The organism is Lysinibacillus sp. 54212, assembly GCF_036662795.1.
Classification (GTDB): Bacteria; Bacillota; Bacilli; order Bacillales_A; family Planococcaceae; genus Lysinibacillus_B.
Genome location: NZ_JBAFWZ010000033.1, coordinates 1 through 14,145, shown reverse-complemented (window position 1 = coordinate 14,145; position 14,145 = coordinate 1). Strand labels below are relative to the sequence as shown.

The 14,145-nt window shown below is 37.4% G+C and carries 14 protein-coding genes; 2 read left to right on the top strand and 12 right to left on the bottom strand.

The features are described from left to right. Window positions 1-25: 25 nt before the first annotated feature. From V4T18_RS16360 to V4T18_RS16350, 3 genes are all read right to left on the bottom strand, one after another. Window positions 26-1,318 (bottom strand): DUF4179 domain-containing protein, encoded by a 1,293-nt coding sequence (locus V4T18_RS16360; protein ID WP_332651243.1) that lies wholly within the window; start codon window positions 1,316-1,318, stop codon window positions 26-28. Next, entirely contained in the window at window positions 1,319-1,819 is a 501-nt protein-coding gene (locus V4T18_RS16355) for a sigma-70 family RNA polymerase sigma factor (protein ID WP_332651241.1), read from the bottom strand. It abuts the gene before it with no gap. A gap of 112 nt (window positions 1,820-1,931) precedes the next feature. Further along, complete coding sequence (locus V4T18_RS16350; protein ID WP_332651239.1) at window positions 1,932-2,375, bottom strand: NUDIX hydrolase; 444 nt, start codon at window positions 2,373-2,375, stop codon at window positions 1,932-1,934. A 136-nt stretch (window positions 2,376-2,511) separates the two neighbouring features. Between V4T18_RS16350 and V4T18_RS16345 the strand changes: the two genes are divergently transcribed. Beyond that, window positions 2,512-3,369, top strand: a complete 858-nt coding sequence (locus V4T18_RS16345; RefSeq protein WP_332651238.1) for a DegV family protein — start codon at window positions 2,512-2,514, stop codon at window positions 3,367-3,369. Window positions 3,370-3,422: 53 nt separating this feature from the next. On the opposite strand, the gene V4T18_RS16340 is transcribed toward V4T18_RS16345, so the two are convergent. The 9 genes from V4T18_RS16340 to V4T18_RS16300 form a co-directional block, all read right to left on the bottom strand. Further along, window positions 3,423-4,544 carry a conserved virulence factor C family protein gene (locus V4T18_RS16340; protein ID WP_332651236.1) on the bottom strand — a complete coding sequence of 374 codons (1,122 nt, stop codon included), beginning with the start codon at window positions 4,542-4,544 and terminating at the stop codon, window positions 3,423-3,425. A gap of 10 nt (window positions 4,545-4,554) precedes the next feature. After that, window positions 4,555-6,441 carry an ABC-F family ATP-binding cassette domain-containing protein gene (locus V4T18_RS16335; RefSeq protein WP_332651234.1) on the bottom strand — a complete coding sequence of 629 codons (1,887 nt, stop codon included), beginning with the start codon at window positions 6,439-6,441 and terminating at the stop codon, window positions 4,555-4,557. A gap of 178 nt (window positions 6,442-6,619) precedes the next feature. Continuing rightward, window positions 6,620-7,555, bottom strand: a complete 936-nt coding sequence (locus V4T18_RS16330) for a cation transporter (protein WP_332651233.1) — start codon at window positions 7,553-7,555, stop codon at window positions 6,620-6,622. Window positions 7,556-7,696: 141 nt separating this feature from the next. Next, a complete protein-coding gene (locus V4T18_RS16325) occupies window positions 7,697-8,326 on the bottom strand; it encodes an HD domain-containing protein (protein WP_332651232.1) in 630 nt (209 codons plus the stop codon). A 401-nt stretch (window positions 8,327-8,727) separates the two neighbouring features. Continuing rightward, window positions 8,728-9,249 carry a GNAT family N-acetyltransferase gene (locus V4T18_RS16320; RefSeq protein WP_332651231.1) on the bottom strand — a complete coding sequence of 174 codons (522 nt, stop codon included), beginning with the start codon at window positions 9,247-9,249 and terminating at the stop codon, window positions 8,728-8,730. A gap of 173 nt (window positions 9,250-9,422) precedes the next feature. After that, a complete protein-coding gene (locus V4T18_RS16315; protein ID WP_332651230.1) occupies window positions 9,423-9,695 on the bottom strand; it encodes a hypothetical protein in 273 nt (90 codons plus the stop codon). A 13-nt stretch (window positions 9,696-9,708) separates the two neighbouring features. Beyond that, window positions 9,709-10,812: an ABC transporter permease gene (locus V4T18_RS16310; protein WP_332651229.1), complete on the bottom strand. Its 1,104-nt coding sequence runs from the start codon at window positions 10,810-10,812 to the stop codon at window positions 9,709-9,711. Next, a complete protein-coding gene (locus tag V4T18_RS16305) occupies window positions 10,809-11,690 on the bottom strand; it encodes an ABC transporter ATP-binding protein (protein ID WP_332651227.1) in 882 nt (293 codons plus the stop codon). Before V4T18_RS16305 ends, V4T18_RS16310 begins: the two co-directional genes overlap by 4 nt. Beyond that, window positions 11,687-12,949: a hypothetical protein gene (locus tag V4T18_RS16300; protein WP_332651225.1), complete on the bottom strand. Its 1,263-nt coding sequence runs from the start codon at window positions 12,947-12,949 to the stop codon at window positions 11,687-11,689. Before V4T18_RS16300 ends, V4T18_RS16305 begins: the two co-directional genes overlap by 4 nt. A 110-nt stretch (window positions 12,950-13,059) precedes the next feature. On the opposite strand from V4T18_RS16300, the gene V4T18_RS16295 reads away from it, so the two are divergent. Then, entirely contained in the window at window positions 13,060-13,596 is a 537-nt protein-coding gene (locus tag V4T18_RS16295) for a hypothetical protein (RefSeq protein WP_332651223.1), read from the top strand. Window positions 13,597-14,145 lie beyond the last annotated feature (549 nt).

The window sequence follows — 14,145 nt, the reverse complement described above, 5'->3', positions numbered from 1 at the left end:
GTGAAAAGCGATTGCCCTAGAGGGATTACTTCACTTGGATTTCTATTTTTCCCTTTAAAAAATTGGGGTAGTTATCAAAATATAGCTTTACGGGATTTTGTATTTGTGATGTATCAAAGGAGTATCCTGCTTCAATGCCCCCTTCAATTTCATGATACCACTGACCGTCCCCATAAAATTCTTTTCCAGTTGCATCAATTAGATGGTGGAAGGAAGCTGCTACATTAGCATTTTTTGTATACGTCGTTAGTACAACCTCTGATTCCTTCACCTCGATTAGTGGCGTAATCATCGCTGGTTTTGAAATGACTTCCTTCTTGTTAAAATCGACTTCAATATAATCCTGCCCTTTCTGTAAAGCCGTTACATCCTCAAGTACGAGCGTTAACTTTTTGGGCTCTCGGAAATAATTACTTTGCATGAAATACGAATATTCACCGTCCCTTAGCGAACCAAAGCCTATAACACCATTAGTAATTCGTCCCCACTCTTCGTTATGTTCATCTAGTAGCTTAATATTATTTTCTAAACTTAATATTTGCATTGAATTGCTTTCAGGCAATTCTATTTTAAGTTCTGCTCGAAGTGGTGAAATAAGCAGACGTTCAATCATCAGTTTTTGCCCTTCAAGACTCACTTCTTTATTCAGCTCATAGATTTTCGTTTCAGCAATCGGCTTTCTTAACGTAAAAGGGATTGAGAATGTAGTTTCCGCAGGATCATCAAATCCTATATCGAGCTGAAATTCTTTATTTGAATAATCCAATCCTTCCTTAGAAGTGACAATAATTTTGTCTTCGATGATTTTGGTTGGCTCTTTAACAGGCCAGCTATACATAAGTGCCCCCATTATCCCCTCGTCATTATGCATTAATTCTAGCTTTTTCGTTTCAAGCTTTGAAATATCATATGGGGCTTCCAATTTATATGAAAGAACCATACCCGATCCATCAGCAACAGCTCCTACTAGCGTTAAGGTTAAATTATTTTTAGTCTCGCTAATGCCCAGTTCCTCGTAATATTCAAACTCCAATATATCTATCATCCCTTTATCATAGGCAATCATCTCGACTAGTGGTGCAAAGCCGGGAATTTTTGCAATAGCTTGAGCAAATGCAGGGGATACACGAATTGAAGTGACAAATACAAGCATTAACGTCGCGACAAGTACTACACTTTGAATTGTACGGCGTTTCTTTTTCCGTTCTCTTTGAATTTGAGTTAACGCTAATTGTTTACGCTCTCGCAGCGCTTCTTTCGGGACTTCAATTTTTTCTAGTGCCTTTTCTAATTCTTCGAAATCTTGAAATTTAGTCATTTACAATTCCCCCCTTTGCCCTACTATGGAGCGTAATCTTTTTAACGCGCTATGGACACGAGATTTCACAGTGCCTTCTGGGACATTTTGAAGCTTCGCAATTTCATTGTTTTGCAGCCCCTGAAAATATTTTAAATAGATGACCTCCTGCTCTCGCAACGGTAGTCCCTCAATAATTTGAAGAATTTCAATGTCCGTATCTAGTGTTGCTTCGCCTTCTAGCCTGTCGGTAAATGGGACGTCTTTCCTTTTTTTATTCATATCATGACAAATATTTAAGAGCACACGCATAAGCCATGTTCGTACATATTGTGGTTCCTTTACTGTATGTAGCTTTTTTAATGTACAATACGTTAGCTCCTGCATTGCATCGAGTGCATCATGCTCATTTTTTAAGTATGCATAGGCCGTTCTATATAGTGTATCCTCATAAAAATCAAGTAATTGGAGAATAGCATTTTCATCCCGGGCAATTGCTCTCTTGATTATTTTTTCGTCCATCCCGAACACCTCTTTTCTATCCCTTTACATATTAGACTGTAAAAATCCCAACTTCGTTCAAATTTTCTTCTCCAACATTTAAGAGGCACAAACATAGTTTTGTTGGCACTGCTTATTGTACGAAGTCTTGTATGTTAAAAATATGATGCCTTTTAAAATCTTGAAGTATCGGAGCGGGTAATAGATTTTTCAGCTCGGCCTTTGTCGCCCATTTATATTGACTATGCTCATCAGATAAAACGATGTCTTCCTTCTCACTCTGACATAAATAGACTAGCAGCACTATTTGACGATGTGCCGAAGTATAGAATGTTGATGAGTACAATAGTTTGTTTACAGTAACTTCTAAACAGACTTCCTCTAAAAACTCTCGCTGCAGGGCTTCTTCAAGCGTTTCACCAAATTGCAAATTGCCACCAATTGATTCCCACGTTCCTGCACCAAATTCATCATCAGGAGCCCGTTGTACAATAAGCAGCCGCCCCTTATTAAAAACGAGACCTTTTACAACAACGCTAATTATTTTTCCTTCTTTTGAATCTCCTGTTATAGTCATAATTTCCTTCTCCTCTTCATATCTCTAATATAATAAATAATTTGCATCTTTTCTGAAAATATCATAATCATATTTTGACAAAGTTTAGCTCTTTTTTAAATATAATTGAAACTATTTCGAGTAGGAGGCAATTTTTATGAAAATATTCACCGATAGCAGTTGTGACTTGCCGAAAGAATACTATAGCGAAAATAGGATTACGCTATTCCCCTTTCATGTACATTTAAATGGCCAAGACTATGAGGATGTTTTTGGTATTGATGCGAGGCAAATCTACGAAGCGATGGAACAGGGTGCTAGAGCAAAAACTTCACAATTGTCTCCTGAAGTATTTTTAACGCACTTTGGTCAATTAGGAAAGGAAAATGAAGAAGGAATTTATATTTCAATTTCATCCGAATTTTCTGGAACATATAATACCGCTGTCATGATTCATAAGCAATTGCTTGAAAGCGATCCCGACCTAAAACTAACGATTATCGATTCAAAATGTGCTTCACTAGGACAAGGGCTTTTAGTCAAAAAGGCTGTAGCTCTTCGTGATGAGGGTATTCCGTATGAGAAAATTATAGAAGCGATAATCGAAATGTCCGAGAGTATGGAGCATCTTTTTACGGTAGGAAATTTAGATTACTTAGCTAGGGGTGGTCGTCTCTCAAGAACGAGTGCTTTTTTTGGAGGATTACTCAATATAAAGCCTATTTTAAATATAGAGAATGGCAAGCTTGTGCCTCTAGAAAAAATACGAGGACATAGAAAAGCGATTTCTCGCATGATTGATATAATGGAGCAACGAGGTGGAGATTTTTCAAATAAAATTATTGGTCTTTCACATAGTAATGATGAAAAGCTGTTATCGGATGTGAAACAAGCGATTGAAAATAGATTTTTGCCAAAAGGCTTTGACATTACACAAATTGGCTCAGCAATTGGATCACATGTTGGTTCTGGTACGGTCGCTATTTTCTTTACGAATGCGGATTATCAGGATTAAAAAAGGATTCGGGCGACAGAACCCGAATCCTTTTTCTCTATTATGAATCAAAATTAATTCAATCTCGATTCTGTCATTTGCTTCCAAACAGAGCCCTTTGCTTCCTCACCTTGTTCAATACGGGCGATTGCCATTTTCACCTGCAGCTTTACTTCAAATTCTGCATCGTTTGCTGCCTCATGTAATGCTGAAAGAGCTTGTTCTGTACCTGTTTCATATAAATACATCGCCGCGCGCCATCTTACTAGCTTATTTTTATCCTTTAGCGCCTCTATCATTGCCTGCTCGAATTCTGGTAAGCCTAAATCGCTCATGCAATCTCCGGCAGTCCTACGAACAGCTGCACTTTTGTCTTTTAGCGCCTTTGTTAAAGCTGGTACTACTGCTACATCCTCAATCATCCCTAAATACACAGTAGCTAAACGGCGAATAGCCATTTGCTCATCATCCAGTGCCAATGTTAAAACGGGAATATCGTCCAACTCCGGCTCTGGCATTTGATCTAGCAGTTGGAATCGCTGCTGCCAATCCTGTACTGAAAACCCCTCGATCGTCAGTTTTTGACGCTCCTTTGGAATCACCTTTTTCTGAGAATTTGCTGCTTCCACAATGTGTGTAATACGCTCCTCTGGGTACGTTGCTTCCACCTCTTGTAAAACAGCCTGTGCAATTTCTTCTTTTTCTCCGTAGCGAATTCCGTAATCTACCCATTTTCGTTGGTAAATATAGTTTTCATCCGCTTCCTTTACTTGAATAGCATGAAACGCCTCTGTATAGCGATTCCCCGTCGAAATGCGAATTTCTGAAGAATTATCAAACACTTTAATTTGGAGCGGAACGCCTTTAAATATTTGTACATGTACGTATACTTCACCAAAATGGTCATCTGCCTCTTTTTCAACCTGTGATACTTCACCCTGTTCCCCTAAGGCGATACGAATACTCGATAAAATATTTTCCCAAGGGTATTTCGCATTTCGCTCAACGGCTAAAAAGTTCGATACATGATAGATTCCTTTTACACCTTCAACTGAGAAAATCGCTCTAATATCCTTTGGTGCTTCGGTAATATTGTCCTTCGTATAGTTGAAGCTTTTGCCAAACGGAAGGTCCTGATTAATGATAATCTTCATCGAGTTTGGACTTGGTGTTGGTTCAATTGATAATATTTTCACAGTATCTCTCCTATCCGTTTACAATTTCCTCTAAATAACTCCAGCGCTCGATTAAATGCTCATACTCGGCATTTAACTCTTCCAGCTTTGCTGTAAGTTCTTGTAGCTTTGTGAAATCTGCGCCCGCTGTAGAAATGCCTTCTTCCGTTTGTGTGATTGCCTCTTCTACTTGGGCAATCTTATCCCCAATTGTTTCCCATTCCTTTTGTTCCTTGAAGCTTAATCTTTTCTTTTCAGCCTTTGATTTTTCTTGCTTCGGCTTGTCCTGCTTTACTTCTTTTACTTCTTCTTTCACTCGCTGTTCTTTCTTCGCTAAGTAGTCCGTATAAATGTCTAAGCTTTCCTCAACTTGACCTTTACCATCTAGTATCCAAAGCTTTTTCGCAATACGATCCAAGAAGAAGCGATCGTGGGAAATTGTAATAACAACCCCTGGGAAACTCTCGATAAAATCCTCTAGAACACCGAGCGTTTCTATATCTAAATCGTTCGTCGGCTCATCCAATAAAAGAACATTCGGCTGCTCCATCAATAACCGTAATAGATGCAATCTTTTACGCTCTCCACCTGATAATTTACTAATAGGTGTGCCATGCGTATGTAACGGGAAAAGGAAACGCTCTAGCATTTGGGCTGCAGAATAACGCACGCCTTCTCCATCCGTAATATCATTAGATGCCTCGCGAATATATTCAATCATCCGTTCATTTTCATTCATTTTAGGCGGTGTCTGCTTAAAGTGTAAACGTTTTACAGTTGAGCCAACAAGTACTTCACCTTCGTCTGGCTCTAGCTCTCCAGCTAAAATATTCATCAGCGTTGATTTACCATAACCATTTCCGCCAATAATCCCAATCCGGTCTCCTTGCTGAAGTAAGAACGCAAAATCCTTTAAAATAACACGATCACCGAAAGATTTTGAAATACTTTCCGCCTCTAATACTTTCCGACCAAGACGAGTTGTGGCAAGTGCTAGCTCTAGATTCCCGTCATCCTGCGAACGATCAATTTGTTCGTCTAAATGCTCAAAACGCTGAATTCTAGCCTTTTGCTTTGTTGTTCTTGCCTTTGCCCCACGACGAATCCATTTGAGCTCAGATCGATATCGGTTACGAAGCTTTGCCTGCGATGCGGCATTCATTTCCTCACGAATTGCACGAGCCTCTAAATAATCAGCATAATTACCCTTATGGCGATATAATGTACCGTCTGCCAATTCATAAATATGAGTGGCCATTTCATCTAAAAAGTAGCGATCATGTGTAATGAAAATAACAGCGCCCTTTAGTCGAGATACCATTTCCTGTAGCCATTCTGTCGATTCGACATCTAAATGGTTCGTCGGCTCGTCCAGCAAGTACAAATCGGCTGGCTCAATAAGTACCTTTGCAAGAGCGACACGCTTTTGCTGCCCGCCAGATAAATCGGTTACATTGGCATCAAACATATCGATGCCGAGCTTCGTTAGTGCCTGTTTTGCTAATGCATTCACATCCCATGCATTTTCAGCATCCATTCGCTGTTGTAGGGAAAATAATTTATTTTGCAGGCTTTCAGACTCTGGCTCTTTAGATAGGTCCGCAAGCACTCTCTCATACTCTCGGTTCAACTGTAGACTTGGAGCATCTCCACTAAACACCGCCTGCAACACCGTTTCCCCATCTGTAAAAGTTGGATCCTGCTCTAAATAAGCAATACGATATTTATTGGGGCAATCCATACTAATCGTATCTGCCTCCTGTACTCCGGCGAGAATCGAAAGTAAGGTAGACTTTCCGGTACCATTTATTCCGATTAAACCAGCACGTTCTCCTTCATAAATTGTAAATTCAATATGTTGAAATAGCGTTTTATCGCCCACTGTTTTTGTTAAATTTGATAAGATTAAATGACTCATTAGAACACGTCTCTTTCAATTATTAGCTAGTAATGCTTATAAAATGCATATCAGCTCTAATAGCTTATAGTTTCAATTATAGTTGATTTGTCGTGTGAATGCACTTTGATGAACTAGAATAAGTCGATTTAAGTCGAAAAAAGCTCTCCATAATGATCGGAGGCTTTCTTCAAATGGACTATTCATTTGAATTGAGTGAATCCACACTTTTATTTTTTAATGGATCAGTATCCAGGATTAGTTCACAAACACAGTGCTCAAATTGCTCATGCAAGGCTCTATTGATTGCAGTTGTTGCTTTAGTTAATGCGGCAACCTCCAAAAATTCTTTTTGCACCTGAAAATAAACGACTACCCACATTCGACGTCCCGTTCGTGTTACATCATAAAAGGTTGGCTCTATCTTCCACTCCGATAAAATAGTTCCACATATATCCTTCACCGTTTCCATTGTTTCTGTTTCTGGTGAGAATAAAAATAAATCCTTAATAGCTCTAAATAACATTTTAATTACTTCTGGTAACATGAAAATTATAATAAGAAGTGCAATAATTTGGTCAAAATAAGGGGATAAGATTTCTAGTTTAGTTCCTTCGAAAAAAGTAGAGGCAAAGAATGCTGCTCCCATACCTAAACTGTAAGCAACATCAATTTTCCAGCCATAAATTTCGACATCAATAATTGGAGAAGAAATAGAACGATTCAACCGTTGCATCGCTACTAGTACTAGTAGGCTGGCCAAGGCGATGATAAATTGAATAACGGAAATTAAACCACCATCAACAAGATTACCTCCTGAAAGGGCGATTTCCACACTTTTCGCAGATAAGCCTATCGTTACAGAAAGCATCATAAACCCTTTAATAATAACTAAAAAGGATTCTATTTGGGCATATCCAAAAGGGCGTTTTTCTGAAATAGGTCGGTAAAAAAGAGGCATCAGAAACAAGGTTAATCCAAGCATTAGTAATTCAGAGGCATCATAGGCAGCATCCATTAATACAGATTGTGAGCCAGTATAGATGGCCGCAAAAAATTCAAAAATAACAAAACAAATTCCGGTCCATAGTGATAATAGTATAATTTTCTTTTCTATCTTTTCATGCTTTTGCATATTTTCTATTTCTCATTTGTTGTGTTTTTCATAATCATTAAAAATAAGAAAATTAACCTCCCTATAGTCATCATAATTCATCTTGATGTGTTAATAAAATGATATGCTTAAAAAATAAAAAGAACGGGAATGCCCTTACAATTAGGCTTTCCCGTTCTTTTCGTTTTTTAGCTGCTCTAAAAAGGATAGCATAAATGCATGTCTACCTTCTGCCATTTCCTTTCCTTTCTCTGTCACCATGAGGTCCTTTAAAAGGAGTAGCTTCTCGTAGAAATGTGTCACAGATGCCGTTGATTTAGTTCGGTATTCCTCAACAGTCATCGATACTCGAGCTTCCTCTTCTTGATCATACAATTTACGCCCCTTTGCCCCACCATAAGCAAACGTCCGCGCAATCCCAACGGCACCAATGGCATCTAAACGGTCAGCATCACGAACGATTTTTGCTTCAATCGTCTTCGCTTCTAGCTCATTGCCACCGTTAAATGAAACCGAAGCAATTATATCTTGTATATGCATTCGTTCCTCATCAGGTAGAGCTAGCTCATTTAAAATTCTTTCTTCAGCGTCCTTATTTTGTGCATATTTTGCATCACTTACATCATGTAGGAGCACAGCTAGCCCTACAATTTCTGCATTGGCAGTCGGCTCGGTCCTCAGTATTGCTTGTGCATTTTGATACACCCGTTCGATATGCTGAAAATCATGACTAGCATCCATTCCGTCATAGATTTCTTTTACTAAAGCGATGCATTTCTCAATCGTTTTCATCGTTTTCATCCTTCTCATTGCTTTTTATGTACGTACGTTAATTTCAAATTTTCATCAAAAAATCAGAACACTACAAAGATAAATGACCATCATTCATATGGTTACGCTACAGGCTAACCTTTTCGCGGGCAAGCACCGAGCTACTGCTCTTGTTGCTGACGCTTCGCTTGATTTTCTCGTTGGAGTCGCCGCCCTCCGCTCCAATAAAATGTTCGTAATTCTTCTTGGAAACACTTTTTATGACATTGGCTCGAGTATTTATCTTATCATATATTAAAAATGGGTACTCAATGAAGTTTTTTTAATTGCGCACCCAAGGAAAGATAATTGTTGGTTTCAACTAAAGTTTGATCATATTATGGGGCGAAACGTTGATTGCTTACATTTCTTTCCGTGGGATTCTATTCTACTAATAATTCCGTTATTTTCCTATCTAGATTTTTAAGCGCCAATATCGAATTACCCTGAATGATGCCTGTATCTACAAAACCAAATGAAGCGTATAATGTTCTAGCTTTGACATTACTTTTATGGTAAAAGAGTGTTACAAATTCTGCTTCTCCATCTGGCATAGCTTCAATATCCATCAACATTTTTTCAAAGGCAAGCTTGCCATATCCTTTCCCCTGGTAACTCTCCCCTATCATAATATGCCAAATAAAATAGCTCTTTTTCCCGTAAAAAACTTCATGTTCAAATGATTCATGATCCAAGGTATCATAAATGTACATCAAAAATCCAACCGCAACATCATCAGCATAAATAGCAAGAGGAGTCGCTGGTATCCCTTCACCGTTCAACATATGAGCATCTGCAAAGCTTCTAAGGTTAGTAGTTTCTATTAAGACTTCCTGGTTTTCTTCCACCTCAAGTGCTATTACTTCCTCTATGTTATCCCCTGTTATTTTTCGTAATTCAATCATTTTTTATCTCTCCTAAGACAAGTCACTTTCACATATGGTCTAAAACATTCCGAAAATCATTTCTATTATCTCTAAAATAAGGTACAAAAAATATTCATATAGTAGCATACCTTTTTACAAATTATCGAGCTTTATTTTAAATCTACAACTTTGATTTTTTTAGGTCTATCATGCTATTTTTCTTCCAAACATAGCAATTTATAATAAGTAATAATCATTGTCACCAAGCCGATAAAGAGGCAAATACCGCCTACTACTAAAAAATTGTTGATTGTACCCTCTAATCGAATGGTATATGAAACACTATCAATAACACCCGCATTTCCTCTCCGCCACATATCTGTCAAGCCAGTACCTATTTCAACACCAAAAACGAAAAGGAAAATACTGATAAGTGTTAGTGCAACCCCAATTGTCATCATCTTCATTAACTTTTCTTTATTCATTTACTTCCTCCCATTAAAATCCACTCGATTTATTTATTTTCACTAAGGAAAACATATAAAAGATAACTGTCAGCAATATAATAATAGGCACACCCTGGTACCAATCCGCACCAACTTGTTGTACAGTTATCCCAGCAAAGACAAATTGGAATGGATCTACCCAAGATTTTGCGGGGATTGGCATCGCCTGTAGTGTAAAAAAACCTCCAATTAGGATAATTGCTTGTATTAGCAAGGTAACAATTGAATTCTTAACAAAAAGACTAATTAATAAGCAAAGCGAGAATACAAATAGTACGATACTTGTTGTACATAGCAGACTCCATTGCATATATTCAGCGATTGAAATAAAAGAGATTCCTTTTTCATTTTCCATAAAGACTGGATATGAAAAGGTACCGGTTGTTCCAATTAAAGTTCCTGCTATCCACGTCATCACGTAAATGGAAACGGTAACTAATAAATAGGTCACAACTGCACTTGCCCATTTTGCATGGAGAATGGAAGATTTTTTTATCGGCAGCGTATATAAGAGACGAATACTACCTTGTTCATACTCCATCGATATCATATCGCCAACCAATAGCAGAAGAATTAATAGGGCACCAACATTTACAAACAAGTCGGTTATCCCCTTCATGAAGTTAGGCAGAGCTATGCTATAGTTTTCTGAATTTGGTTGAATCCCTTGCGAAAGTAATCGTTCATTAAATGCAAGCGTTTGCTGCATCTCTTTCGATTTTATTGAAAATTCTCCGTTAGCTTCCTTATAGGAGATCATTGACGTTAAAAAAGCATTTTCTTTTTGCAGACGCATTTGCCAATCGTCTGATTTGATAAGGGGCTTCCACTCATACAATGCATTTAAAGCAGTTGCGAGATGATTAATCCTCTCTTTAATTTCAGCATTTTCAGGTGATTGATTAAGAGCTCTTAACATGCTTTGTGCTTCCTGTGTATATTCAATCACTCCCCTTTCTTGTTCTTCTAACACCAAATCCTGGAATGCTACATTGCGGAAATAAAGCCCAATAATGAAAGCAAATAACAACAACATAGTATATGAAAAGCGTTTGCCTAATAAGATTTTCTTTAGCTCAAAAATGAAAAGTCTCATAATTTCAGCTCACTTTCAAACAGCTCCATGTATCGTTTCTCAGCACCAATTTTTCTGTTTTCAATATGAGAGATTTGTATCCCATTTTGATTAAGCTCATCAATCGCTCGTTGTAGAGGCAACGAAGCTTCACTAAATGTCATTTTATCTTCCTGATACTCTAAAGCCAGGCCAGCCGATTTAAAAACTTCATTTGCTTTCGTCGGATCTGACACAGTAAGCGTATAATGCGGAATGTTTAAATCCTTTAAAGATTCCTCTAAAATTTCTCCATCCTTCATGAAAAAAATCGTATTTGTCATCTTATCAATTTCATCAAGATTATGGGAAGAAATAATAATTGTAGTCCCTTTAGCATGTAAGTCCAACAAAATATTGCGCATATGAATGGCACTCGTCGGATCGAGTCCATTTATCGGTTCATCAAGTAAGACGAGTTTCGGATTATTAAGTACAGCCATCGCAAGCAGTAAATGCTGCTTCATACCGAGGGAATAACTACGAACTCTCTTCTTTGCATAACTCGTCATGCCAATGTATTCTGCTACTTCCTTTGCTTTTTTCACAGGTAGCTTTTGTGCATAGCAAATAAATTTAAGATGATCTTCCCCCGTAAGATCACCATATAACACACGATTATCTTGCAGGTAGGAGACTTCATAAAAGAGCGTCGGATCCTTATAGCTCTTTCCTAGTATCGTCACTACCCCTTCTTGAAACGGTAATAAATTCATTAAGCAATTGAGCATCGTCGTCTTTCCGGATCCATTTGGCCCAACAAGTGCAACAATTTTAGGTTGGTCAATTTGAAATGTAATATTTTTTAATACTTCTTGTTTCTTATATTGTTTTTTTAATCCCTGCACATTAATAATCATACTCTCACCCCTTTTTTCAATTTCACTAACGCAACTGTTATAAGAAGAATTATGCTTGTACTCCATGCTAGGGATAAAATTCCTTGGTTATAGGTGAAAAGTGCGTTGTTTTTTTCAATTGCATACGCGCCATTTACAATCGGATATGCCTCGATATAATTGAACGGTATCCAATGTGCAAAGCTTAGTAGCATCGCCTGGTCCGTAAGCATTTGCCCAACAAAAATGACAATACTCGTTAATCCAATTGCTAGGATGGCTCGATTCGTTAGTAGAGAAAATAAAAACAATAGTGAAAATACAAGAGCTAAAACAAGTAAGAACATAACAGAGGATTTTCCTAAAAATTCGGCAATCGTTAAAAAGGAATACGTTCGATCCGTTCCATATATGAGTATAGGATAATCCCAATCACCGATTCTATTAAATGCTAAGCCAAATCCTAGGCCGATTAGGGCAACGAATAGTATAGTAGCAGCAGATCCTACCATGACAAAAATACTCTTCGACAACCAAAATGATGTTCTTCGAATGGGTTGCGTACGTAACATATAGATTGGTCCGTTCCTGCCAAAGCCTTCTTTCGTTACTATATCAGCGAAAAGGAATAAGAAAAACAACAAACCCATTAGGCCAAATCCGTATTGAAATACATAATATATAAAGTGAAAGCCAGAGGAAGAATATTTTACGGATCCTTTATTGACCACTTTTTCTAATACAGGGTCTGAAAACTCTTGGTCATATAGGGTTAGCCAACTACCCCAGTGAGTAGGAAAAACTGGTTGAATTCCTCGTTCCTCCATCCACCTCATTTGATCCATATGAGAAAAAACAGTAAAAGGGGTATACCATGTGTAACTATTTTTCACATGAAGTAATTCCTTCCTCTTTGTTTCTTCCATATTTCCAATGTTCATCAGCTCTCCTTGCCAATATACAGCCCAATCCTCGTTCGTGAATCCTTCATGCATTAATTGATATGAACGATACTGTCGCTCTGAATTCTCGAACCTATGCTTCAGTTCCATACCCATAAATCCATCGCTCTCGTCGACTTCCTTTTGTGCAGCCTCATACTCAACTCTATTAAGCTCAAGATTGGATAGAATGAGTGTCTCTACCTCTTCCATTGGCATCTCTTTCTTATCGATGTAAAAATAATATCCACCAACCACTAGAAGCAATAGCAACAGTAAGATGAATGTAAAACGTGACCGTCTCATTTTTATAAAATCAAAACGCAATAACGGAAACATATCATCCCTCCTTTCCTTGCATATTAGCATAATTAACCGTATTTTTACATTTTATTGATTATATTCTAATTGTTAAATATAATGTGTTGTAAATGACAGGGGGAATGACTGTGAAAAAATTCATGTTAATGATAATGGCTAGTCTATTACTTGTGGGATGCCAGGATTCGCCGAAAGAAAAGGAAACCGAGGTTGAGCCCTATGTAGATAATCGAACAGTCTATGAATCGAATAGTAAGCCAAGAGGCATTAGGTTAGACCTTGGCGAAAACAACATAGACACAACACCATCGTTTGTAGGTTTATTAGGCCATTGCTGGAATGAGGATATCAATCAATGTTTTTCTGAGTTAAACTACTCTCCAGAGGAAAAGATAAAAACCTATCAAAAATCGCAATTACCACCTAACACATCGATTAAAATTATTTTTGATTATGATCCAGCAAAAGAAAAAACATTACCATACCCAAATACACTTGAACTTTACCTGGTGAAAGATGATCAATATGCCCCTGTGCCTATTACCGATAATAGCTTTATTATCCCTTCTGAAAATGGAACTTACACTTATGTGGTAAAGTCAATTTATGATGACGAATTTAAAGGAATTGCATTCCACGGTTTTCAAATAATGGTTAGAGAGTAATCGAGGTTGAATAGTGGTGGTAGACGGAAGAGGATAAAAGGTGATCGATTGAGAAAAAACATATTACTTTTTGCAGCTAGTCTAATACTATTGTATATTGTTATAGTTTTTATGCCAGATTATACTGGTAATGAGTTCCCGTTTTTAACAGATCTTTTAACGTTCATTGTTTTTTTACCAGCCTATTATTTATACTTTACTGGGATTATTCCTTTTTTATTATTTCGTTTATTGAAAAAATCCTCAATAAGCACATATTTAAATGGGATTTTTATTTTAAGCGCGTTTTTATATGCCATAAACAGCTATTTAACTTTTGTTTCGATACCGATAAGACTATTCGTTCACCTTTTAACAACATTTCCTGTACTGATTTTTTGGGCTGTAGTCATTAATGTTGTCACTATAAAAAATCAAAATTTGCTTATTAAAGCTAAATAACCGAGAAAAAAATGCACCACTAATCTATGATTAGGGTGCATTTTACCTTATAACCTCCCTCTATAAATATTGATATATCAAGGGTTTGACCTGTTTTTATTAGTTCGA